This is a genomic window from Streptomyces sp. NPDC030820, assembly GCF_055572075.1.
In genome coordinates, this window is record NZ_JBVIEB010000020.1 from 1 (window position 1) to 23,444 (window position 23,444).

Here is a 23,444-nt window from a genome sequence, read left to right on the forward strand (position 1 = left end):
CGGTCAGCAGTGTCGGCGGCTTCATGGTCGCCGGACAGCGCATCCAGCTCGGCCGCGGCTATGCCCACCAGGTCGTCACCGCCCACCTGGACGAGGAAACAATCCGTATCTTCCACGGCCAAGAGCTGATCACCACCGTCCCGCGTGTCACCAGGAAGGAGGTGGTCGTCCGCAAGTCCGGCGAACACAACCGCCGAAAGATCGTCTAGGGCAGACGTCAAGCATCACCCGACGCCAACCCGTCAACCATCAACTGAGACTCGACATGTCTCCAGCCGCGTCAGCGACCAGGCACTTGCCGGTGACCTGGAAGGCGGAAGCACGTCGGGCCGTGCCAGCCCATCCCGGGCGAAGTCCGACGCCGGCCTCATCCGGCGCTGGCACTGGGGACGCGGCGGGCTGCGGCTGGGGCGGCGGTGCTCCCGGCGTCGGCGGGGAGTTGATGTCGGCGGCCGGTGCCGGGGAGATCAACGTGCTGGGGGCGGGCAGTACGGGCGCGGGTTCGGGTGTGGTCGGCTTGGGCAGGGGTGGACTGGCCTCGCCGCTGGCGTGGATGCCGGACTTCGCCCACTCGCGGGCTTCGGCGTCGGAGAGGTTCAGCACCTGCGTCTCCTGGGCGCGGCCGCCGAGGACGACTGACGTCCTGACCCAGTTGAGCGGCCTTCGACCGGTCGGACTGCTCCACGGCGATTTCCGCGAAGTGGAGCCACAGCCTTACGGGTCCGTGCTAGAACGCGAAGGACCGCCGCACCACCAGGGTGCAGCGGTCCCGTGATGCTCCGCGGTTCTAGGTGGCGGGCCTGGTGCGGGCCCTTAACCGACGTTGAGGTTGTCATCCACGAGGAACTCCGGGTAGCCGAAGACCTCACCGAGAGTGATGAAGGCTTCGCAGCGGTCCCCGTCGATCGCAACAAAGTAGGCCTTCATCGCCCGGAGGAACAACCGAAACCCGAGATCCGCACAGGCTTCGGTCACCACCTGCTCGAGCGCAGCAACCAGGACAGGTACCGACCCGGCGGTGGCAGCACGCTCCAGCCCGTCGGCGACGGCGCTGATCTGTTCCAGCGCACGTCCTCGCAAACCGGAATCCGTCACCGGTCGCGGCGGGGGCGGGTCGCAGACGGTGGCGTGGTCGCCCCAGGGCGTGCCGTCCAGCGGGCGGCCGGCGGCGCGGGCGAGGTTGGGACGAGCTCAGGGCTGGTGACACATCACTCGATTCCGAGGGGTCCGATGCCCAGGTCCTCACGCATGAGGCGACGCATCTGCGCCATAGCCTTGCGTCGCCGCTCTATCAGGGGCGCGTCGTCGGCGGAGCCGACAGCCACTCCACTGGCATAGGCGTCGCGGATCGCGCGCAGGCGGTGGAACGCCTCGTTCCCCGCCTCCACGACCTGCGGGGGGCCCACGAGCCAGAGGCGTTCGCTCGCCGTGTAGATGCCGGTGCCGCGCACGGCTTCCCGCACCGCCGCGTCGCGTGCCGACTCGGACATGTGGTCGCCCAGGGCAACGGCCCGTATCTCCTGGCCCGCGGCTTTGAGGGCGGAAACATACTCCGTGTAGACCTCGCGCCGTACTTCGAGAGCATGCCTGGCTTCCTCCCGCCGCCACCGGTTGCGGTCGGCGATCAGAGTGGCTGCAATGCCGATGACGGCACCGGTCAGTGTCGAGAGCAGGGGCGTCCAGTCCATGTGTCGCAGCTTGTCGAAACCGGTGCGCTGGCACCAGTGCTTTCGCTACGCATGGCTGTGACCAGCACTTTGGAAACAGGCCATAGAACCCAAGCGCCGTCAGTGAGCCCGTTTTGGGCCGTCGCCGAGACCTGGCAACCGGCTCCACCGGCTGCGGCTTGGCGAACCTTCATATCTCAGCCTGACGACTCCTCGATCGCGCCTGGTGGGCACCCCCGCCCAGCATCGGGATCGGGGGTGCCCGGTCGGGTCATGCTCGGGTGAGCACGATCTTCTTACCGCCGGCCCGTCCGGTAACCACCCGGGCGAACGCAGCCGGTCCCTCGCTCAGCGGCAGGGGTTCCGGTGCGAGTTTCTACTCCAGGCCGGTCCCTCAACCGGCTCGCCCGGACAGCGTGGGATGTAACGCGCATGCGTATCACGATGCAGACGGCACTTGAATCCAGCGTTTCAGCCGGGTGCATATTCCAGGCCGCTTTTCGGATTTCTCGACACGTCTTGTGCGGCGCGATACTGCGTCGGCCGCACCACCGGTCCTGTAATCCTCAGTCTGCAACATCGTCAGGCGCTGGCCGATCGGGGCGTAAAGATCGGCCACGAGCTCCGATATCGGCTGCTGTCACCGGAAGAGTCCTCCGCACTGGCGGCCCCGAGCGCTATTGCCCGCTGGATCCAGGGGTGCACGCCGACAGCCAATAGGACACAGCCGGCCGAACTGGTCAGCGCCAGAGGGCGGCGTGCATCGATGCGCGCGCGTCACTCACGGACGAACACTGATGATCGTCTTCCCAATGATCCGCTCGGTCGGGTTGAAGGCCGCAACCGCGTCATCGAGGGTCGAGACTTTGCCGATGTTCGTCCGCAGCCGTCCGTCCCGCACCCGCTGGACGACCTCACCCAGTTGGGCACGATCGGGCACGACAACGAAATCGATCGCCAGGCCATCCGCGGGACGCACCTCAGGCGGGCCGGCGATGGACACCAACGTTCCTCCGGCACGGATCACGCCTGCGGACCGATTTCCGATCTCTCCGCCGATGACATCGAACACCAGATCGACTTTGCCGACGTCTTCCAGGGCGTCATTCTCGAGATCGACGAACTCCCTCGCGCCGAAGTCAAGCGCCGTCTCTCGATCGGCGGTACGTCCGGTGCCGATGACGTAGGCGCCGGCCTCTCGTGCGAGCTGCGTCACCATCGACCCGACTGCGCCGGCTGCGCCGTGCACAAGGACGCTCTGCCCCGCCTGAAGGCGGCCGTGCTCGAACAGTCCCTGCCATGCGGTCAGGCCCGGCATCGGCAGACTCGCGCCCACCGTGAAGTCAACGTCGGCCGGCAGCGGCGCGAGGTTACGCGCCTCGATCGCCACATACTCCGCCAGGGTGCCGCCCCGATGCCCGTCCGCGAGGCCGAACACCCGCTGTCCCACCGACAGCCCCGTCGTGCCATAGCCCAGAGCGGTGACCACTCCGGCCAGCTCTTGCCCGGGAATCGACGGCGTCCGGTCGCGGCCGAAGCGATCGGTCCAGGTCGAGGGCCACGTCAGCTCACCCGGAGTGAATCCCGACGCATGAACCTGAACGACGACATCGTTCAGCGCTGCCTGCGGCTCGGGCCACTCCACCAGCGTCATCCCGGCCGTTCCCGCAGCCTGATCCGTCACCACAATCGCCTTCATCCGGCGCCTCTCTGTATCCAGTCCCCGCCTGCACGGTCTTCTCGGTTCGACAGTAGTAGCGGCGCCAGACCTCGGCGTCTTACCACGCTGATTGGGGCGCGAGGGTGTCGAGGAACAAGCGCAACAGCGAAATTTCGGTAAGACGGCGCGAAGGATTGACGCTCATCACATAGGTGCGGAGTCACTCCGGTAGGCCTTCTCGCTCATCGGAGTCGCGTGGTGCGCCACGGGACGTGGGAGAGGCAATCCCACACATCGCGTTGAAAGGAACCCTCGGAACATCGACCGGGCCGCCGGACAGAAGGTCTTCGATGGCCTTGGTGCGCTGGTTGTCATTGGTCAGATCGGTAGTCACGATGCGAACCTCAACACTCGACGCACTTGTGGCTGGCCTGTCTCGATACCGCCATGAACGGTCCCTGAACGCCATGGCCGATGCCCTCGTCGTCGGATACGGGGTGCCCTCCGACGCTGCGTGGCCTCAGGCGCTCTCCGCACTGGTGCGGATCCTTTCCTGACGCGCCCCCAAGAGCCGGGCACCCGAACTGATCTCTTTGCGGGTACGCCGTCACCTGGCGCCTGCCTGGGCTGCACCGTCAAGAAGGCAGGCGCGGATTCATGACGCGCCTAACACGCGGATGGCCCTGGCGGCGGTGGAATGGACGTGCCCGCACCGCCCCGACGTCGTGGGCGCGTTCATCGACGCACTCTTCGCGGCCCACTTCGCGGTGGGCGAGGACCTGGGCGACCGGGCCACGGTGGACCGTCACGCCGCCGGGGCGGGCATCGATCCCGACGCCCTGGACAGGGCGTTCGCGGACGGCAGCGCCCTGCGGGACTGCCCCGGGTGGTCTCGGGCCTGCTGCCCCTTCCCGGTTCGAGGAGCTGGCGGCGGACGCGATACGGCACGAACGAGGGGCTGCCCGGCGACATCCCCGTGGTGGAGGGATGACGCCTGCTCGTGCTGGACGAGCCGATGTATCAACGCAGTTGGAACGCCGACCGGTTCTTCCCGCTGCTCCCGGGTACGGCCGGGCTGACCCGCGTCCTGTCCGCCGACGAGGCGCGGACCTGGTTCGCCCGTACCTCGTTCGGCAACAGGACCTGCCGGGCTTCCTGACTCGGTGGACCCGACCCGTCACCGCGCGGCCGCCCCGAGTCCGAGCTCGGACCCGGTCCCTTCTGTCGGACAAGGAGTGCACCGGGGTGCTGTCGGAACTGCTGAACATCTTCCCGGTGATCACGCAGTTGCGACGCTCTGTGCTCACTGGGGATCGTCGGTGACCCGGACGATCGTCCTGCCGGTGACGCGCCGCTCAGGGGCGAAGGCGGCGGCTGCCTCGGCCAACGGACGGACCGCGCCGACCCGTACGTCGAGCCGCCCGTCCCGGACCCGCTGCGCAAGGTCCGCGAGACGTGCGCGGTCGGGTTCCACGACGAAGAACAGCGCCCGCCCGTCCTTGGGCCGGACGGTGGGCGGCTGGGCGATCGTGACGAGCGTGCCGCCGGCGCGTACGAGCGCAGCCGAGCGGTCGAGGATGGCACCACCGATCACGTCGAACACCGCGTCGACCTCGCCGGCGTCCTCCAGCCGGCCAGCCTCGAGATCCAGGAACGTATGCGTGCCCAGAGCGAGGACGGCGTCCCGGTCGGCGGACCGGCCGGTGCCGATCACTCGGGCTCCCGCCCCCAGCGCGAGCTGCACCGCGATCGAACCGACGCCACCCGCGGCGCCGTGGATCAGGACGGTCTGGCCGGTCATGATCCGTGCGTGGTCGAACAGGCCCTGCCAGGCGGTCAGTCCGGAGATCGGCAGCGCGGCCGCCACCGTGTGGTCGACATCCGCAGGAAGCGGGGCGAGGTTGCGGGCCTCCACGGCGACGTACTCGGCCAGCGAGCCGTTGCGGGCCCAGTCGGTCAGTCCGAAGACCCGCTGGCCGACAGTGAGCCCGGTGGTTCCGTATCCGAGCTCGGCCACGACACCCGAGACCTCGTGCCCGGGGACGCTCGGCGTTCGGTCGCGGCCGGCGCGATCAGACCACGTTCCGGGCCAGTCGAGCTCTCCACGGGTGAATCCCGCGGCATGCACCCGCACGATGACGTCGTTCTCGGCGGCATGGGGGTACGGCAGGTCGGTCAGAGTCAGCCCGCTGACGCCGGCGTCGCGGTCTGATGCGGTGATCGCTTGCATGACTGTTCCTCTGTCTGGCTTTCCGAAGAATGCATCTATCAATCACGTCAGTGGATCTCTACCGTCGTGTCGTTGCTTCTCGCAGGTACTCCGAGATGCGACGGCGGCCAGCACCGGGCCGATACGGCCGGCATGGCCGATGGTCCGTCGGCACGCGGGGTACAGGCACTGGCCTCCAAGCGCGTGAGTCGGGCGGCGAAGTGGTTTCACGCACGGGCTGGCAGTTGCTGATCAGCCCAGATGATTTTGCCGTCGGGGATGTGGCGGGTTCCCCATCGGCGGGACAGTTGAGTGACGAGGAAGAGGCCGCGGCCGTGTTCGTCGGTGGAGCGGGGGTGTCGCACAAGGGGGTGGCTGTGGCTGGCGTCGGAGACTTCGCAGGTCAGCATCTCGTGCCGAATGAGGCGTAGGCCGATCGTGCGGTCGCTGTTGCAGTCGCCGTTGCCGTGGGTGATGGCGTTGGTGAACAGTTCGCTGATGATCAGCTCTGTGGACTCGGCCAGGTGTTCCAGTCCCCACTGGGTCAGCTGCCGGGCAGCGAGCGTTCGGGCACGGCTGACGACGGCGGGGTCGCTGGGGAACTGCCAAGAGGCAACCTGGTCTGCGCTCAGCGAGCGGGTCCGTGCGAGAAGCAGAGTGACATCGCCGCTCGGCGGCTTGGCCCGTAGTGTGTCCACCGCCGAAGAGCACAGATCGTCCAATGTGAGGTCGGGCCGTGCGAGGGCCGCGCGCAAACGGTTCATGCCGGCGCTGAGGTCCTGGTCGCGGGCCTCGATCAGACCGTCAATGTAGAGGGCGAGCACGCTTCCTTCGGCGAGTTCCAAAGTTACGGACTCGAAGGGGACCAGTCCGAGGCCGAGCGGTGCTCCGGCGGGCAGGTCGGGGAAGGTGACGTGGCCGTACGGGTCGATGATCGCGGGCGGGGGGTGGCCGGCCCGTGCCATGGTGCAGGTACGGGTGATCGGGTCGTAGACGGCATACAGGCACGTGGCGGCCATCGTGGTGGTGGCCGGGTGCCGGGGGTCCTCCGCCTCGGTGAGGCGGATGACCTGCTCGTCGAGGCGGGACAGTACTTCGTCGGGAGGCATGTCCATGCCCGCGAGGGTGTTCATGGCGGTGCGGAGTTGGCCCATCTTCGCCGCTGCGTTGATGCCGTGCCCTACCACGTCGCCGACGACCAGGGCGACGCGGGCGCCGGAGAGGGGGATCACGTCGACCAGTCGCCCCCGATGCCGTGGTGGCTGTCGGCCGGCAGGTAGCGCCAGGCCACGTCCGCGGCGGAGCCGCCCGTGGGACGGTGGGGGTGCAGCAGGCGCTGCAGGGCGAGAACCGCGGAGCGTTCGCGCGCGTATTGGCGGGCGTTGTCCAGGGCCAGCGCTGCCCAGCTGACGAGTTCTTCGGCCAAGAGCAGGTCGTCCTCCTCGAACGGCCTGTGGTCCTCCGTCCGCATGAAGACCGCCATGCCCAGCACGGCGCCCCGGGCGTGGATCGGGACGACCATCAACGAGTGCATGGCGTGCTCGCGGATCTTCTCCGCCCGCGCCGTGGGGCTCCTCGCCGTGTTGGACGGACTCCGTCAGGTCGACGGTGGCGTAGTCCGCGAGGAACGGCACGGCGAGGTCGGCCAGTTCCTGCGCCGTCTGCATGACGTCCAAAGTGGTGCCGATGCGCCTGCTGGCCTCGCCGAGGATTGCCAGACGCTCTCGCGCCCGTCGGCTGTCGGTGACGTCCACGCTCACGACGCACACGCCCAGCGCGCGTCCCTGCGCGTCGTCGAGGCGGAAGTAGGACGCTGTCAATATGCGGCTGCTTCGCACATTCGCCGGCAGGAAAGCCTGGTAGTCCACGTTGATCGCCGGGTCGCCGCTCTCCAGCACCTGGTGCATCACTGCCTCCAGCGTTTCGGCCTCCGTCCCGGGCGCTGCCTCCGTCAGCCTGCGGCCCAGCCGCTTGGGGAGAGAGACGCCGTCCTTGGAGCCCTGGGTGTCGTTCACCTGGATGCAGCGCAGGTGCGTGTCCCGTACGACGACACCGACCGGCAGGCAGCTCGGCAGCGGCAGCGTAGCGAGGAGCGGCGCCGCCACTGTGGCCTCGGCCTGCCACGCGGGAAGCAAGGCCTTGTCGGTCGCGCAGACCACCCACCAGTCCCGGCCGTCCCACCCGGACAGCGATGACACGCACAGGCGCACATCGACGCTGCGGCCGTCGCGGTGGCGCACCTGCGCGAGGTCGGACCAGCAGCCCCAGAGGGTGCTCTCTTGTGCGGCTTGTGAAGCCTTCGCTCGGTCGTCAGCGGCCACCAACAGGACACCGGCGGACCGCCCCACCACCTCCGCAGCCGAGTAGCCCACGAGCCGCTGAGCGGCCTGCGACCATCCGACCACCGTCCCCTGCGCGTCGAGGAGAGCGATCGCTGGGCAGACTGTCTCGATGGCCGGCTGAGCCTCGGAGACTGCTGTCTCTGCGGAACTGCCCATTGCTCTTCCCTTCCATGTCCCCCTGGCGATGCGGTCCCCCAACTGCTCGGCTGTCTGGTGGATGGATAGGTCCAGGGCAGGAGTGATCGAGCCACCAGGCACGGCATGCCACAGCGCATGCACACCGCCCCCGACGGAGGCTGCGGCGGTGGTCTCCGCCCGTCAGACGTGCTCCGGCGGGACCCCTGTCGGGGCCTGGGTGCAGCCAACGGGCCGTCGGCTGACACCGACGGCAGCAACACGGCCGTCCGGTGATTCCCCGCTTGCTCTCACCCGCACCTCCCGGCGTCGGTCGGCGACTGCTGAGAAGGTGGTGCAGCCAGGCCCCGAGGGCCGCCCCCAGAATCGGAGCCACCCGACAGATCCGCAGATCGGTGGTCTACGCAGCGAATGCGGCAGGACGAACTGGCGGGCGGGGTTGATCGAGCCCCCGCTGCAGGGCCTCGGAAAAGCGATCACCAGCGCAACGGACAGTCCGATGACGTATGGCACCAGGTGCACGACTCGGGCATGAGCCATGTAAGACACCAGGCGCCCAAGACCCGTCCCCGCCATTTGGGCCCCGCGTGGGGAACGATGCTGCGCCCCGGGGAAGGCGCCCGTGAGCCACAGGGAGACCATCACGGTGCCGCGTCCAGGCGGATCATGGCCTGAGGCCTCCTGGGGCGAGCTTCGCCCAGTCCGGGCGGCGCGTGTGCCCGGGGAGGCGCTGCGGGCTTCCGTGTGCCTCGTTCGTGCTCATGCGTGCAACGCTACGCACCCAGTGGCACCGGAGTATGGTCCATTTATATGACAGATTCCCAGACCAATTCTGCGGACAAAGCAGGATCGCGATCTACGGAGCTGGGACACTAACCTGCTCCCGACCGTGGCGCTCCGAGCATGCGAAGTGGCGCTCCGGCTTCGCGGTGTAAACGATCTGACTGACGGCGCCCAGGGGCATGCCTGGCCGTTCGACGCGAAGTGGCCCGGTCTTTTGCTCAGAAAATGGTCCACACGCATAGGCGGCCGCGCGCATACGGTCCGGTCATGACTGCAACAGCGCCCACCGCGATGACCATCGGTGCCTTCCTCTCAGCCACTGTCGACGAGCTCTACACCCAGCCGGCTCGCGAGTTCGGGTAGCTCATCGGCAGGGCCGGCCACACTGGTGTGGGGCGGATCCGATACCGGGCTGATGAAGGTCGTTACCGACGGAGTGCAGGCGTCGGGAGGGCGGCTCACGGGGATCTCGGCCGATTTTCTCCGGAAGTGGGTCAAGAAGGAGCTAAGGAAGCATGGCCTGTACGACGAGCCCGTGGTGCTGCTGAACACCGCAGGCTTCCACGACGGGCTGATACTCCAGCTCCGGCGAATGGACGAGCAGGGGTTGCCGCCCTTGCCCCTTGGAGAGCCGGTCTTCGTCGCCGACACGGCCGCCGGCGCACTCGCCACCGTGGAGAAGTGCGTTGGGACGGATGGCGAGATCGTGACAGCACGGCTTCCCGCCTGAGAGATCGCGCCGACTCCGGCACGGGCGGCCTGGCACTTGAGGCCGACAGCCCCAGCACCTCGAATCTCGGCAGGGATGCTCCCGAACCGGACAGAGGCGCGTCCGCTCCGCCCTCGGAACCCCTTCTAGGGCAGCACCCTGCACAATGCGTCCAGTGCGCCTGCCCACGCGCTGTCCGAGGGCGCCGCGTAGTTGACCACCAGGGCGTCCCGTTCGGGCAACTGCCATCCGCGGTCCGCCACTTCGTAGCGGAACTGCGTCAACCCCCTGATCGCCAGACCTTGCCGGGCCGCGGCCTGGACCACCGAGCTTTCGGTTCCACGCGGGAGTTCGAGGACCGTCTGCAGTCCTGCAGCCATCCCGGTCACACGAATGCCGGGAGCCCTCTGGCGCAGGACCTCGACCAGCTGATCGCGGCGACGCCGGTAGCGCAGCCGCATCGAGCGCACATGACGGTCGTACGCACCCGAGGCGATGAATTCCGCCAGCGTCAGCTGCTCCAGGGCGCTCGTCATGTAGTCGCCGTGCCCTTTGGCCGCCACGATCTCCGGGATGAGTTCCTCCGGCAGCACCATCCATCCGAGCCGTACCCCCGGCGCGAGGGACTTGCTCACGGAACCGAAGTACACCACCCGCTCCGGATCGAGGCCTTGCAGTGCTCCCACCGGCTGACGGTCGTATCGGAACTCCCCGTCATAGTCGTCCTCCAGGATCAGGCCGCCCGTGGCACGTGCCCACTCGACGGCCGCCGTGCGCCGGTCCGGGCGGAGCGCGACCCCCGTCGGGTACTGGTGCGCCGGGGTCATCAGCACCGCCCCCACTTCGCGCAGTCGCGCGAGGTCGTCGATGCGTGCGCCATGGTCGTCGACGTAGAGGGGCGGGGTGTGCAGACCGGCGTTCGCCAGCAGATCGCGAAACAGGTCGAGTCCGTAGGCCTCGACTGCCACCCCTCGCACCCGGCGTGCCCTGAGCGCCTGCGCCATCAGCGCCAGGCCGTGGTGGAAACCGGAACAGATGACGATCCGCTCCGGCTCGGCGTACACCCCGCGGGCCCGCGCCAGGTAGTCCGCGAGTGCGGTGCGCAGCTCCATCCGGCCGCGGGCGTCGCCGTAGCCGAAGGCGTCGTGCGGCGCGGCGGTCAAAGCCCGGCGGGCCACGGTGAGCCACTGCGAGCGCGGAAAGGTCGCGAGGTCCGGTGCACCGGTCCACAGGCCATACCGGAGACGGGGCTCGTCCGGCGTCGCGCGAGGAACGTCGGGCGCGGCCCTGCGCGGCTCGACCCGGCTGGCCACCCGGGTCCCGGAGCCCTGATGGGCGGTGAGCCAGCCCTCAGCGACCAGCTCGGCGTAGGCCTCGACCACGGTGTTACGCGAGACGCCGAGATCCGCGGCGAGTGAGCGGGAGGCCGGCAGCCGACTGCCGGGCGCCAGACGCCCCGTGCGCACGGCCTCCCTCAAGGCGTCCGTGAGCCCTGCGCGCAGCCCGGGTCCGCGCAGCTCCAGATGCAGGTCGGCACCGAACGCGGGGGGCGGACCCGACGCGGAATTGGTCCGAGAATCTGCCATGTAAATGGACCATACTCCCATACCACTGACTGGCCAGTCATCGCATTGGGCCGCGCTGCGCGCCACCGCAGCCTCGTCGCGGTGACGACCGCGGGCCGTGTCGTTCCGCGAGCGTGTTCGCCGCAAGCGCGGACTGGTCGGCGTGTTCGTTCGTGTTGTTCTTGCCGAGCTGGGAGTTGAGACCCCGGGTCGCGCTCATGGCGATGCGGGATGACCAGGCCAGTACCACGGTAGCCCCCGTCGGAGATCACCGTGACGCCGCCGACGGCGGCCGGAACAGCCCTGCGTCCGCGGGGGTGTTCCGGTCTGCTCGCCCAGGAGCGTGGGGCTGTCCAGGAGGTCGTGGGCGACCTGCTCGGCGGCGCCGGGCGCGTCATCGCGCAGCGCGGCGAGCAGTCGGTCCGTTCCAGGGCGGCGAGCAGCCGTCCCTCGGGCCCGCCCCAGCGCAGCCAGCCGTCGGGCGACGGGCGGCCGGGTGGGAGGCCGTACAGCGCGGTGCGGTGGGCGGCGGTGCAGGCGGGGGCGTTGCGGTGCAGGTCAGGCGGGTGAACGCCGATCGTGGTGGCCACCGCGTCCTGGTCGCCGTGCACGCCGAGAGCGCCGGCCACCGTCTCGAGGACTGTCTGGGGCATCTCGCCGGTGGTGCAGGCTTCGTGGGCGGCGTACTCCAGCAGGCAGCCCAGCGCGCGGACTTCCGGGGTCTGATCCGAGCAGCGTTTGCGCTTCCGGGGTGTCGGCTGTGCGGTCGGGCAGCACGTCGATCCGCTCATGGGTCTCGGCGTTGATCACCACGGTGGCGTACACGCCCGCGTGGGCGGCGCAGCGTGCGGCGGCCGCGACCCGCTCGACGCAGCCGCCAGAGGCCGGGGGCGCGGCTCAAACGGGTTCGGGCAACTGACCGGTAATCGGGTTGAACCGGTGCTGGTGGGCGGAGAGACTTGCGCGGTGATCACGGAGCTGTCTCCCCGCAATCTGACCTGGGACGAGGTGGATCCCGCCCGTCATCCGTTCGACAGAGAATCGGCGGCGCGAGTGGTCAGATCGCTCAGGCCGGCCGGGCGGGTGCCCCGACGCCCCGACGTACCGCCGGGTGACCGGGCCCTGCACGAATGGAGCTGGGACGAGGCCAGACCCTGGTCCGACGCCATGACGTACGCCCTGGCCGAGCACTACGGCCCCTGGGTCGCCGGCTGGCGGTGGGCGCACGACGAAGGGGACTTCGACGGGGGTCCAGTCGGCAGCTGGTGCTGCCCCCAGCACTCGGTCACCACCCCGGACGAGACCCTCGATCGCGTGACCGCGGCGCTGCGCGAGTGGCGTGAGTGGCTGGAGAGCCTGGCCACACGATTCGAGGCCTACCCGCTGGACCTGGCCGACATCGAGGACCAGCGGATCTTGTGGGACCGCACCGCCCACAACCTGATCCTGCACGTCACCGACCGCACCGGCTGCGGCAGCGCCTGGTACGGGCACTGCCATCAGGTACTCAGCTGGTTCCTCACCCGCTGGGGCGTCGCGGCCGATGACGCCGAGCACCTGGTGGACCGGGCGATCGGCGGCCGGTTCAAGAGCTGGACCGGCCCCGACCCGGTACTGGTCGAGGACATCGCCGAGCGGCTCGCGGCCTCCGTGCGTCCGCACGCGGGCGCCCGGGCCGCCGAGTCGCCGCTGCCCGACCACCTGGAGCGCTGGCTCGCGGTGCGGGAAGCCGTGCCGTGGCAGGCGGCCCCGGACAGCACCGGGGACGGACCGGTGACGCCGTCCCGCGACGGAGCGGCGGAGGAGATCCGCGTCTTCGACGCAATCCTGGACCCCGCCCGCGGGCGGGGCCTGCGCACCGCCCTGGAGCTGATGCGGGCCGACGCCGCGCGCGGCGCCCGGCTCGACTTCGACCTGATCCAGGGCTGGCAACGACACGTCCTCGGCACGCCCGGGCCGCCGCCGTTGCGGACCTTGGCCGCCTTCGCGAAGGGCGGCCGGGAACGGTACGGCATAGGCCCGGACACCCGCGCCCGCCTCGACGCCTGCCTGGCCGAGAGCGCGAAGGACGCCGCCCGGCCCCTCCCGCTGACCGCCCGGGCCGCACGCGCCTTCCTGGACGTCTGCTTCTTCCACCCCTTCGACGACGGCAACGGCCGCTCCGCCCTCCTCACCTGCCTCTTCGTCCTGGCCCGCGAGGGTGTCGCGCTCGACGGCGTGCGGCTGCTGCGCCGTGTCTCCTTCCAGGCCGACGAGCCGCAGGACGCGCTGGCCCTCGCCGGGTACATCGACCTCCACCTGCGCGAGACCCGGCGAAGGACCACCAACCCGGCCTCCTGAACGGCCTGCGGCCGTCCCGCTCCGACCGGTGACCCCGGCCGCTACGTCCCACCCGGCTCGGCGCCCCCCTCAAACGCCAGCTGCTTCGCGGCGGCCAGGATGCAGTCGCGCGGCACCAAGACCAGGGACTCACCCTCACCGATCGAGACGCCCAGCTCGTTCATCCGCTCCGCCTCCGGCTCGGTCAGGAGATGCACCTCCCCGATCACCAAGAAGTCGCCGTCGTCCCGCTCCACGACATCCGGGCAGTTGTTCGCTCCGACGGACCCGCGCTCGGCGGGCGTCGATCCGATACGGCGCATGAGGCTCCTTGCGGTGACACGATCGGTGTTATGAACACCAATACGGACTGGACCTACCGGGTGTTCGAGCCGCACGGGTCCGAGGGCTGGCGCCCCTACGGCAGCGACCCCGAACAATGGCACGGCGTGATCACCGCCGCCGACACGGACGAAGGCGCCAAGCACGCCATCGGCCGCATCGTCGCCGACCTCATGACCGAGTGGGAGAGGACCGGCCTCCACCACGCGATGCATGTGCGCGTCTTCCTCTGGCACGACGAGGCGGGCGAGACGGAGGATGCGGACTTCGTCGTGGAGGTCCGGCCCCGGTCGGACTTCGACGCAGCGTGACGGATCAGGAGGCTCAGCCGCCGAAATCCGCATCGGCGGCAACCCACCCGCGGGCACCGACACCCTGGATCAAGGGAACCGCAGGTACGACCTCCCTGTGGCGGAGATGAGGGCACCCCTCGGCACCGCGCAAGACCTCCCCCACACGACGAAAACGCCGCCCAGCACAGCCGAGCAATAGCAGACCACGGCCAAGATCAATAAGCAACGCGACAGCCACGCCACACCAACACCGCACGAGCAAAGTCAATGCGGAGCTAATGGCATGTGATCTACGAAGATCAGGCCACGGAGAGAAGGCAGAAACGACGGTTGAATGTGCTGTTGTGGTCAATGAGCGTTTTCAGCGTTGCTTCTCGAGGGTGAGGACGGCTTTGGTGATGACACTCATGCGGTTGGGGCTGATGCGGGATCTGCGGAAGATCTGCCAGGACTTCAGCCGTGCCATGCCTCGTTCCACGGGTGCACGGGCCGCGGACAGGGCCCGGTTCTGGGTCTGCTCGGTGAGGGTGAGTTCACCGCCTGGCGGGCGGCGCTTGGCGGTGGTGACCCAGTCGCCCGCAACGATGTAGGCCATGTCGGCGAGGATCGGGACGCCCTGGCGCGCGCAGATCCGGAGGATCTTGTGGGTGCGGGCGGCCGTCAGGTCGTGGGTCCGGCCTGGCAGTGCCGGCGACAGCCACAGAATCTCGCCGGCCGGGTCCGTCGTGCGTTGCGGCTTCGCCGCGTCACCCCATCGGTGGCCACGCTGAAAACGCTCAGTAACTCATACGGTTAAGCGGCGCGGCCGAACCTCAGCTCTCGATGCACCGCTCGGCCAGCCGCGGGCGTTGGGGTTGCGGTTGGCGTCCCGGATGAGCCAGTCCCGGTGGTGTTGATGGCGGAACTGCAGCTCCTGCCCACTCATCCGGAGCAGGCCCACGTCGATGCACCAGTCCAGGAACTCCGCCGTACGCCGTGGCAGGACGCCGTGGCGTGCCGCACTCCGGGTGCCGATGAAGAAGGTCAGCCAGCCATTTCCCTTTCCGATTGTCAGGCTCATCAGGACTGTGAGGGCACTCCAGTCGATCAGATTGTTCAGCCATGAGACCTTGACATAGAGGAGCGCGTTGAACAGGACTGACACGAGCGCTCCGATCAGCAGCGAGTAGCCCAGCGACTGGCGGAGCAACTGCCTGATCGAGGCGGCGTTGGCGTCCACCACCAGGTCATTGGTGATCACGCTCAGAAGGGCACTGGCCAGCACGAGCGCGGCTGTGGCGGGCAGTGCCTGGAGACCGCCGAGGAGATATCTCATCATGACGAGTCCTTGGATCGAGCCAAGGACCCAGGCGCAGGCGATGAAGGTAGCGCGGTGACGGACCGCCCGAGCGCGCAACGCCTTGATATTGATCCGGCTGAAGGTAAGCCTGTGCGGGATCGACAGCGCGATGCCCGCCGCGACAGGTAACTCTGTCGCCGCCAAGGCCGCGTTGAGCACCGATATGTCGGATCGGCCGACGGCATGCCAGGCAAGGTAGACGATGCTCATGGTGGCCGCGCCGCCCACCAGCAGGGCCAAGCCGACAAGTCGCATCATCCGCCTGTGCGTAAGCCTGCCCAGCGAGGGCAGGTCGATGGAGGACTCCTTGGACTCGTCCGTGCCGGCCTGGGCCTGCTGGTAACAGGCGATCGTACCGAGCCACGAGGTCACCTGCTCGGGCGTCCCCCCGGGGTCACGCTCGCTGGTGGCGTATTTGTGGACGGCCGGAACGAAACCAGCGAGCAGGTGATTGCGCAGTTTGTCTCGGCGCATGCCGATCAACTTAGCAGGCTTCGTGCGACGTCCGGCATATGAGGTCACCGCCAAATGCAGGTAGAGCGGTACAGACAGGGTCTCCCACAGTCTTTTGCCGCGCCGTACCTCGGCCAGCACGAACTTCCAGCGGGCAGGGTCGTGGAACCGAAAACGATGACTGATATAGGACTCCACTGCCTGGGGGGTCAGCGGTTGCAGGACGACGTGACGGGCGTCGTGTAGCAGGCCGGACAGCTCATCCCCGCCGGCGATCTTGCTGGCGTCTTCCAGGCGGCAGGCCACGACGACGCGTCGCCGCTCGTGATTGAGCGTGGCCAGCATGGCGGTAGCCTTCGCCCGCATAGCCCCCGGCTTTCCGGGAGCGTCCATTTCGTCGAGGCCGTCCAGAATCGGGAGTATACGTTCGGCGCGGACCAGGGACTGTACCTCTGGCAGGCGCAGCCCGTAGCGCTGAGCAAGAGTCCCCTCCAGCCACGATGTGAAGTGGTCGTATTGCTCCCGCGACGTGCCGTCGATCGGTGTGAAGCCGCTCAGGCTGAGCAAGACGGGGATCACGCCGGTCGACGGATCGGCGGGCATCAGGTCGAGGGTGAGCTGGGTGAGCAGCACGGTCTTGCCCATGCCGGGGTTGCCGAGCACCATCAGCCGGCCATCGGCCTTCTCCAAGAAAAAGGTGGCGACATCGCCCAGCGTGCCGGCGTCATTCCCGGCGAGGTCCTGCCACTGCAGCAGCAACTCTTCGGCCGCGTCCGGCAGGTCGTCCGGCGCCCAATTGGAGAACGGCTGGTCGGCTGGCCGAGTCTGACTGGTACGGCTGCCCAGTGCCAGATCGAGGAAGCGTTGTTGCTCCGCCGCCACGGCTTTGGCCAGCTTCGTTGCCGCCCATCCGGTATGGAGGCGGCGTGCGGGTTTCAGGAGCCATCCGGTCGTGATCGCGAAGGCGAGCGCAGCCAACGCGAGGTAGAGGATCGTGCCCTTCTCGCCGCCGTCATGCGGGACGATGAGGAGCACGGCAGTCAGGGCAGTGTCACACGTCAGGGCTATCCAGCGCCATTTCCCGATGTACAGGCGGCCGGCGTTGGCGATGAATGGCGGTGCGTCGTTCGGCGCCGGTGCCGCGTAGTACGTGACCTGGCCGATCTTATGAGCTGCGATCGCATGTGCGATGACCGCCTTGTCGGTGACGGTCTGCGCGGCGGGGGTGGTGCCGGGCGCGGTCAGCTCTGGTCCGGGCCCGGCCGGTAAGGGTCCGCCGGGCGGGATCCGATCGTCACGTCGCCCATCGTCATTGCGGCGGCCCCGCCGTCCCCTGCCGTGATGGTCACGTTGCCACCCACTGCCTGGCCGCTGCCGGACACCGACACCCCACCATGTGCAGCCGCCGCGGCCTTCTCGGCAGCCCGCAGCTGCTCCACCAGCTCCTGCAGCACCTGGGCGAAGTCCGGGTCGCGCTCGGCGGCGTCCTCCAGAGAGTCAGCCAGCCGGCGCCGGGTGCGCTCACTGGGCTCGCCCTGCCCGGCCTCGGCCTCCTCGACGGCGCGCTCCAGCGCGGGATCCTGCCCGAGCTTGGTGCTGACCAGGTCGTGCAGGCGGTCCATCCCGGCGTCCAAGCCCCGGTCGACCTCGGCGTCTGCCCGGCCCGCCACGCGCTTAGCCTTGCGGACCAGGTAGGCGAACACATACCCGACCGCGACCTCGATACCCGTCACCGCACACCCCCCACTCGGTGCTGCCCACGCATCTGACCTCGCATCAGACCCTATCGCGACCCCTACCTCGCAAGCGGAGGATCTGCCGGATTGAGCCGATAGATGTCACAATCGGCACCGCTGCACTGCGGTTTCAGCGAGGCGAAGCAGGGTGGTTGTCACCAGGTCGGCGCTCGTCTTGTCGCAAGCGGCGTGCGAAGCAGGGGGGTGTCACCGACGTTGGCGCTCCACCAGTCGCCTGAGCTGCTCCCTGGCCCCGGCGACCAGCTCGGCGCGCCTGTCCGGCGGTCCCGGTGACAACAAGCCTACCTTGGTGACAACTATCGTGCCACGGCTCACGGATACATCCCGACCGGGTCGGCGACAGCCGGGCAGACTTCTCCCACAAGCACCGACGGCACGGCGTGAACGTCCGGGTCGTCAACGAACCGGAAGGCCGGCTGCTGTGGATCTCGCCAGCTCTGCCCGGGCCGCGCTTACGACCTGACCGCCGCCCGCACCCACCGCATCATCCGGATCTGCGAACGCCAGGGCGTCCCGGTCCTCGCAGACTGCGCCTACATCGGCGCAGGCTCCTGGGTCACCACCGCCATCCGACGCCCGCCAAGCGGCGAACTCTCACCGACCGAACGGACGCTGAACCGCGCGCTCGCCCACGCCCGCGCTCCTGTCGAACGAGGCGTCGCCCGCCTGAAGTCCTGGCGGATCTTCCGCAGAAGCCGCTGCAGCCCCAACCGCATGACCGTCATCGCCGCCGCGGTCCTCACCCTAAAGAGGCAACGCTGAAAAGGCTCAATGAGTTGTGTGTGAAGTGGCAGGTCACGGGCCTGGTGTGATCCCGTGCCCGGCTGCTCGTGCTGGTCGCGTGCGGCAGTCTGCCGTGTAGATCGTCGGGCAGGGAGGTCTTCGCAGGTTCTGGTCCATTCCAGCCCGTGCGGCTCCTACGCTCCCGGGCATGGTGGACCCTGAGGTGCTGGAACGGATCGCCGCGCGCCGCGCGGAACTGGACGGACTGGCAAAGCAGTTGGTCAAGCAGCTGGACCAGGCGCGGGCCGAGCGGGACGAACTCGCGGTCGCCGAGCGGGTCCTGGCACGGATGAGCGAGCAGGTCGCCGAGGAGCGGGCTGCCTCTGCGCCGGCGTCGGCGCAGGTGGCAGGGCGTGCGGTGCTGTTGGTTCCGCACCCGCGGCGACAGCGTGGACGAGGCCGCGCTGCCTGGCGACTACCGCCGGATCCTGGAGATCGTGCGGGCCGCCGGCGGTCCGGTGCAGGTACGGGCGGTGGGCGAGGAGCTGGGCCTTCAGGTGGAGGTGCGCGGGAAACTGGAGCCGCGGCGGGCGAAGCTGGTCAAGCTCGCGGACCGCGGCTGGCTGCACAAACGTGGCGACGCGAAGTTCACCGCACGCCTGTAGCCGTGCCGACGTAACTGGAGGGCGCCCGGCGGCAGTTGAGTTTGGTGTGAAGAAGAACAACGGTCTCGTCGAGGGCTCCGACGGTCTTGTCTACACCGCCCGCCTGCCGCTGTCGAGCGCCACCTTGAACGGGCTCGCCCACCCTGATCCGCGGCCACTGCAAGAAGATCAGATCGCGGTGGCGGGCCCTGCCCGCCGGGAAGATCGTCGGCATCGCGCTGGCCGTCCTGCGCTGTGACCAGCGGCCCGGCGACCTGGCCGGCGGGAACGGGGTGCACCGCACCACGGTGTCACGATGGGTGCGGGAAGTCGTCGGGCTGCCGGCCGCCCGCGCCCCGCGCCTGGACCGCGCGCTGAAGAAGATCGCCCGATCGGGAGGCGGGTGGTACTGCTGGACGGCTCCTTGATCCGCACCCACCGCCGCACCGGGACCGAGAACCGCAAGAACTACTCCGGAAAGCACAAGTGCCACGGCCTGCTCGTGATCGCGCTCACCGACGACAAGGGCCGCCTGGTCTGGGTGAGCGCGGTCCGCCCCGGACGCACTTCGGAGATCACCGCGTGCCGCTACGACAGACTGACCGCCCATCTGCGCGCGGCCGGCCTCGGCGCGATCGCCGACCTGGGCTTCGTCGGCCTCGACGACAGCGCCCCGGATACCAACCCGACGATGATCACCGGCTACAAGGCCGCCCGCAACAAGCCACTGTCCAGGGGACTGAAGCTTTCCAACAAGGCGCTGGCGGCGGTCCGGGCACCGGTCGAGCACGGCTTCGCCGCTCGGCGTGGTCTGCCACGCCCCGGCCGCGCTGCTGGCCGCCACCAAGGCCGATGGCAGCAATGCCTTCGCCGGCTATCGGCTCACCGGTTTCAGCAACGCCGAGGAGACCCAGACGGGCCTCGCGGCCAAGGCCAAGTGGCTGCTCCAGGACCGCCTGGTCGAGATCGGCGCGGACTACCAGGAGGGCGAGCCGTGGGCCCCGAACGTGGTCGTCGACCGCAACCTGGTCACCGGCCAGAACCCCGCCTCCGCCGGACCCGCCGCAGCCGAAATCCTCAAGAAGCTGACCTGAACCTCGCATATCCGATTGCGCTTGAGAGGGGCACCAGAGGCTGCTTTCGCCAGCCAGCCCCCGTACGGGTGCAGTGCGCCACGCGGACGACATCGCCACCGATGCCAACGGCAACTGAGGCGGCCGACTCCTCCCAGGCTGTATCACCTCTTCTTTCCACAGGCCGTGGCGCCATGAAAAACGTTCGTGATCCGGGCAGCCCCCAGAACCCTGCCTCACCGTCAGAAGGACACAGATGAGCAAGATCCTCGCCGTAGTCACCAACCAGGCGACCTACGGAACGAACCCCCACCAGACCGGACTGTGGATCGCAGAGCTGGTTCATTTCTACGACGGAGTCCGCAAGGCTGGATTCGAGGTCGACATCGTCAGTCCAGCAGGGGGGCAGGTACCGCTGGACCCCCGAAGCATCAGAACGGCCGACAAAGGGGTACGCGACTACATGAACGATCGCGCGTTCATGTCGAACCTGGACCACACCAGCAAGGCGGCCGACGTCGACCCGGCCCAGTATGCCGCGATCTTCTACACGGGCGGGCATGGCGTCATGTGGGACTTTCCCGACAATGCCGCGCTTCAGCAGGCCGCGCGGGAAATCTATGAGAACGGCGGCGTGGTCTCCTCGGTCTGCCATGGTGCCTGCGGGCTGCTGAACATCACGCTCTCCGACGGCTCCCTGCTCGTCGACGGCCGCACCGTCACCGGGTTCTCCACCGCGGAGGAGCGAGTCGCCATGGTGAAGAGCCGGGTGCCGTTCCTGCTGCAGGACGAACTCCGCAAGCGGGGCGCGCACTATGTCAAGAACACCATCCCGATGACCCCCTTCGCCACCGCTGACGGCAGGCTCGTGACGGGACAGAACCCGTATTCCACCAAGGTCGTCACCGCAAAGATCATCGAGACGCTGCACCGCCTTTGACCTTGATCCATTTCGACTGGCCTGGTCCTGCATGAAGCGTCTCGGGTCGTTTGACAGTTCTGCTCGCGTCTTGTCGGGTGACAGGTGGCTTGTTCTTCGAGCTCAGGGCTGTCAGGGGCCTGGGCTCGTCAGTTTCAGTGCGCGACAGGACAGGCAGGCTCGGGCGGAGGTTCTGCGGCGGCCCCGGATCAGAGTGAGCCTGCCGGGCGTGCCCTCTCACCCACATTTTCACAACGTCGGGACCGGCGTATGTGCCGTCCGTCAGGCGGCGCACTTGGAGGAATGTCTTGAAAGCAGTTTCGATCAAGGAACCTGGCGGGCCCGAAGTCCTGCAGTGGATCGATGTGGAGGACCCCGTCCCCGCAATGGGTGAGGTGGTCATCGACGTCGTTGCCGGCGCCGTCAACCGCGCCGATGTGGCACAGCGGCTGGGACTGTACCCGGTTCCGGAGGGAGCATCGCCTTATCCGGGCCTGGAGGTCTCCGGACGGATCAGCGCTGTCGGCGAGGGTGTGACGCGTTGGCAGCCCGGCGACGAGGTGTGCGCACTGCTGACCGGAGGCGGATACGCGCAGAAGGTCGCTGTCCCTGAAGGGCAGCTGCTCACGGTGCCCAAGGGCGTCAGCCTGGTCCAGGCGGCGGCGTTGCCGGAAGCCACCGCAACGGTGTGGTCCAACGTCCTCATGACGGGTGGGCTGAAGGCAGGTGAGACCTTCCTCATGCACGGCGGAGCCGGCGGCATCGGCACGGCAGCCATTCAGATCGCCAAGGCCCACGGCGCCCGCGTCGTCACCACCATCGGCGACCCCGAGCACGCTGCCAGGGTCCGAGAACTCGGCGCCGACCTCGCGATCAACTACCGCACCGAGGACTTCGCCGAGCACGGCCCCTACGACGTGATCCTCGACGTCATCGGCGGCGACTACCTTCCGCGCAACGTCAAATCCCTGGCCCTCGACGGGCGCCTGGTCATCATCGGGCTGCAGAATAGCCTGGAGGGCGAACTCAACCTCGCCGAACTCCTCTTCAAGCGCGCGTCCGTACACGGGACCACACTGCGCTCCCGCCAGGCCGGACAAAAGGCAGCGATCGTGGCCGAAGTCCAGGAACATGTATGGCCATTGATCGAGCGCGGAACGGTGCAGGTCGTCATCGACCGGACCCTGCCCATGGACCAGGCCGCAGAAGCTCATCGCATCCAGGACGCCCACCACATCGGCAAAATCGTCCTACTCAACCCCGGCGCGGAATGACTCCAAGAGTCGCTGCTTGCCACCGCCCGGACCCGCCCGGACCGGGAACAGGTCCGCGATCTGCTGTACCGGTTCTACCGCCGATGCGCCGACGCCGACCTTCCCGAACTGCAGCGCCTAGCCACAACCGTCGAGACGTGGTGGCCAGAGATCCTTGCGTTCCTGCACACCGGGATCACCAACGCCGGCTCCGAAGGCACCAACCGGGTCATCAAAACAATCGCCCGCGACGCCTACAGCTTCCGCAACCCCGGCAACCAGCGCTTACGCACCCGCTGCGCGACCACCCGTCGAGCCCGTGGACACCTCGATGCCCGCTAATTTCGTTGAGCCCGCACCCTGCAATCGTGTTGGCTAGCGTCACCGAGCTGTCAGTACCGCAGGTGTCCGCTTGGCTGTAGCAGGGGAGTTAAACGTGCAGGACATTGATGTCGACCCGGTTGCCCACAATCGGGCAGCCTGGGACAAGTATGTCCAAGAGGGCAACGAGTGGTCGAGGCCGGTGAGTGCTGAGGATGTCGAGCGCGCCCGCATGGGCGACTGGTCGATTGTTCTCATCGGGCGTGAGCCAGTCGACCGCTCCTGGCTGCCGACGGACCTGGCCGGCAAGGACGTGTTGTGCCTGGCCTCCGGCGGTGGCCAGCAGGGTCCGATCCTCGCCGCCGCGGGGGCGCGGGTCACCGTATTCGACAACTCACCCCGCCAGCTCGGCCAGGACCAGATGGTGGCGGCGCGCGACGGACTCGAGCTGCGCACCGTCCTAGGCGACATGCGCGACCTCAGCGCCTTCGGCGACGCAACATTCGACGTCGTATTCCATCCGGTCTCTAACCTATTCGTACCAGACTTGGCAGCGGTGTGGCGTGAGTGCTTCCGCGCCCTGCGACCGGGCGGAACTCTGCTCGCGGGCTTCCTCAACCCTGATGTGTACTTGTTCGACCACGAGGCGCTCGACGAGCGCGGCGAGCTGATCGTCGTGCACAAGCTGCCCTACAGCGATGTCACGCAGTACTCCGCCGAGGAACGCGCCACGAAGTTCGGCGCGGATGCCGCTCTTGAATACAGCCACACCCTCACCGACCAGATCGGCGGGCAACTCGCCGCGGGGTTCGTCCTCACCGGCTTCGCGGAAGCGCCGCACCAATCCAACGCATCCGCTCAATACATGTCGAACTATTTTGCGACGCTGGCGGTCAAGCCGGGCTGACCCAGCCGTGGGGCCGGCCGAGACGGCCGTG

Annotated in this window: 18 protein-coding genes and 7 pseudogenes; 13 read left to right on the forward strand and 12 right to left on the reverse strand. The window is 68.4% G+C overall.

Annotation, left to right across the window (positions count from 1 at the left end):
• Window positions 1-209, forward strand: a pseudogene (locus tag ACZ418_RS37705) (IS481 family transposase); the annotation flags it as partial.
• A 604-nt stretch (window positions 210-813) separates the two neighbouring features.
• Here ACZ418_RS37705 and ACZ418_RS37710 read toward each other — a convergent pair.
• From ACZ418_RS37710 to ACZ418_RS37720, 3 genes are all read right to left on the reverse strand, one after another.
• A complete protein-coding gene (locus ACZ418_RS37710) occupies window positions 814-1,095 on the reverse strand; it encodes a hypothetical protein (protein WP_468372040.1) in 282 nt (93 codons plus the stop codon).
• 113 nt (window positions 1,096-1,208) lie between these two features.
• Window positions 1,209-1,688 (reverse strand): hypothetical protein, encoded by a 480-nt coding sequence (locus ACZ418_RS37715; protein WP_468372042.1) that lies wholly within the window; start codon window positions 1,686-1,688, stop codon window positions 1,209-1,211.
• A 760-nt stretch (window positions 1,689-2,448) separates the two neighbouring features.
• A complete protein-coding gene (locus tag ACZ418_RS37720) occupies window positions 2,449-3,366 on the reverse strand; it encodes an NADP-dependent oxidoreductase (RefSeq protein WP_468372045.1) in 918 nt (305 codons plus the stop codon).
• Window positions 3,367-4,342: 976 nt separating this feature from the next.
• Between ACZ418_RS37720 and ACZ418_RS37725 the strand changes: the two genes are divergently transcribed.
• Window positions 4,343-4,486 (forward strand): hypothetical protein, encoded by a 144-nt coding sequence (locus ACZ418_RS37725; RefSeq protein WP_468372047.1) that lies wholly within the window; start codon window positions 4,343-4,345, stop codon window positions 4,484-4,486.
• A 144-nt stretch (window positions 4,487-4,630) separates the two neighbouring features.
• Here the strand turns inward: ACZ418_RS37725 and ACZ418_RS37730 are convergent, their stop codons facing one another.
• From ACZ418_RS37730 to ACZ418_RS37745, 4 genes and pseudogenes are all read right to left on the reverse strand, one after another.
• On the reverse strand, window positions 4,631-5,557 hold the full coding sequence (locus ACZ418_RS37730; protein WP_468372049.1) for an NADP-dependent oxidoreductase: 927 nt from the start codon (window positions 5,555-5,557) through the stop codon (window positions 4,631-4,633).
• A gap of 206 nt (window positions 5,558-5,763) precedes the next feature.
• Window positions 5,764-6,768, reverse strand: coding sequence for a SpoIIE family protein phosphatase (locus tag ACZ418_RS37735; RefSeq protein WP_468372281.1), 1,005 nt, complete (start codon window positions 6,766-6,768; stop codon window positions 5,764-5,766).
• The gene (locus ACZ418_RS37740; protein WP_468372283.1) at window positions 6,765-7,058 is read right to left on the reverse strand and encodes a GAF domain-containing protein; all 294 of its coding nucleotides are present in this window, start codon (window positions 7,056-7,058) and stop codon (window positions 6,765-6,767) included. The genes ACZ418_RS37735 and ACZ418_RS37740 overlap by 4 nt, the downstream gene beginning before the upstream one ends.
• 268 nt (window positions 7,059-7,326) lie before the next feature.
• A pseudogene (locus tag ACZ418_RS37745) lies at window positions 7,327-8,034 on the reverse strand (PAS domain-containing protein); the annotation flags it as partial.
• A gap of 1,053 nt (window positions 8,035-9,087) precedes the next feature.
• Here ACZ418_RS37745 and ACZ418_RS37750 point away from each other — a divergent pair.
• Window positions 9,088-9,526 (forward strand): annotated as a pseudogene (locus ACZ418_RS37750) (LOG family protein).
• 125 nt (window positions 9,527-9,651) lie between these two features.
• Here the strand turns inward: ACZ418_RS37750 and pdxR are convergent.
• On the reverse strand, window positions 9,652-11,091 hold the full coding sequence (gene pdxR, locus ACZ418_RS37755; RefSeq protein ID WP_468372052.1) for a MocR-like pyridoxine biosynthesis transcription factor PdxR: 1,440 nt from the start codon (window positions 11,089-11,091) through the stop codon (window positions 9,652-9,654).
• A 945-nt stretch (window positions 11,092-12,036) separates the two neighbouring features.
• On the opposite strand from pdxR, the gene ACZ418_RS37760 reads away from it, so the two are divergent.
• Window positions 12,037-13,410 carry a Fic family protein gene (locus tag ACZ418_RS37760; RefSeq protein WP_468372055.1) on the forward strand — a complete coding sequence of 458 codons (1,374 nt, stop codon included), beginning with the start codon at window positions 12,037-12,039 and terminating at the stop codon, window positions 13,408-13,410.
• Window positions 13,411-13,451: 41 nt separating this feature from the next.
• Here the strand turns inward: ACZ418_RS37760 and ACZ418_RS37765 are convergent, their stop codons facing one another.
• Window positions 13,452-13,712 (reverse strand): hypothetical protein, encoded by a 261-nt coding sequence (locus ACZ418_RS37765; protein ID WP_468372058.1) that lies wholly within the window; start codon window positions 13,710-13,712, stop codon window positions 13,452-13,454.
• A 30-nt stretch (window positions 13,713-13,742) separates the two neighbouring features.
• On the opposite strand from ACZ418_RS37765, the gene ACZ418_RS37770 reads away from it, so the two are divergent.
• A complete protein-coding gene (locus tag ACZ418_RS37770; RefSeq protein ID WP_468372060.1) occupies window positions 13,743-14,042 on the forward strand; it encodes a hypothetical protein in 300 nt (99 codons plus the stop codon).
• Between the two features lie 343 nt (window positions 14,043-14,385).
• On the opposite strand, the pseudogene ACZ418_RS37775 reads toward ACZ418_RS37770, so the two are convergent.
• From ACZ418_RS37775 to ACZ418_RS37785, 3 genes and pseudogenes are all read right to left on the reverse strand, one after another.
• Window positions 14,386-14,769 (reverse strand): annotated as a pseudogene (locus ACZ418_RS37775) (transposase family protein); the annotation flags it as partial.
• 39 nt (window positions 14,770-14,808) lie between these two features.
• The gene (locus tag ACZ418_RS37780; RefSeq protein WP_468372063.1) at window positions 14,809-16,851 is read right to left on the reverse strand and encodes an NACHT domain-containing protein; all 2,043 of its coding nucleotides are present in this window, start codon (window positions 16,849-16,851) and stop codon (window positions 14,809-14,811) included.
• 206 nt (window positions 16,852-17,057) lie between these two features.
• The gene (locus ACZ418_RS37785) at window positions 17,058-17,549 is read right to left on the reverse strand and encodes a hypothetical protein (protein WP_468372065.1); all 492 of its coding nucleotides are present in this window, start codon (window positions 17,547-17,549) and stop codon (window positions 17,058-17,060) included.
• Window positions 17,550-17,896: 347 nt separating this feature from the next.
• Here ACZ418_RS37785 and ACZ418_RS37790 point away from each other — a divergent pair.
• The 8 genes and pseudogenes from ACZ418_RS37790 to ACZ418_RS37825 all read left to right on the forward strand — a co-directional run.
• Window positions 17,897-18,335 (forward strand): annotated as a pseudogene (locus tag ACZ418_RS37790) (transposase family protein); the annotation flags it as partial.
• A gap of 374 nt (window positions 18,336-18,709) precedes the next feature.
• On the forward strand, window positions 18,710-18,961 hold the full coding sequence (locus ACZ418_RS37795) for a hypothetical protein (protein ID WP_468372068.1): 252 nt from the start codon (window positions 18,710-18,712) through the stop codon (window positions 18,959-18,961).
• A gap of 46 nt (window positions 18,962-19,007) precedes the next feature.
• Window positions 19,008-19,739 (forward strand): annotated as a pseudogene (locus tag ACZ418_RS37800) (transposase family protein); the annotation flags it as partial.
• Window positions 19,726-20,034 (forward strand): annotated as a pseudogene (locus tag ACZ418_RS37805) (type 1 glutamine amidotransferase family protein); the annotation flags it as partial. The pseudogenes ACZ418_RS37800 and ACZ418_RS37805, both read left to right, overlap by 14 nt.
• A 235-nt stretch (window positions 20,035-20,269) precedes the next feature.
• Window positions 20,270-20,953, forward strand: a complete 684-nt coding sequence (locus ACZ418_RS37810; RefSeq protein WP_468372070.1) for a type 1 glutamine amidotransferase domain-containing protein — start codon at window positions 20,270-20,272, stop codon at window positions 20,951-20,953.
• 287 nt (window positions 20,954-21,240) lie between these two features.
• Window positions 21,241-22,206 carry an NAD(P)H-quinone oxidoreductase gene (locus tag ACZ418_RS37815; protein WP_468372286.1) on the forward strand — a complete coding sequence of 322 codons (966 nt, stop codon included), beginning with the start codon at window positions 21,241-21,243 and terminating at the stop codon, window positions 22,204-22,206.
• Window positions 22,207-22,218: 12 nt separating this feature from the next.
• On the forward strand, window positions 22,219-22,527 hold the full coding sequence (locus ACZ418_RS37820; protein ID WP_468372288.1) for a transposase: 309 nt from the start codon (window positions 22,219-22,221) through the stop codon (window positions 22,525-22,527).
• A gap of 94 nt (window positions 22,528-22,621) precedes the next feature.
• Window positions 22,622-23,413, forward strand: a complete 792-nt coding sequence (locus ACZ418_RS37825; protein WP_468372072.1) for a class I SAM-dependent methyltransferase — start codon at window positions 22,622-22,624, stop codon at window positions 23,411-23,413.
• The last annotated feature ends 31 nt before the right edge of the window (window positions 23,414-23,444 follow it).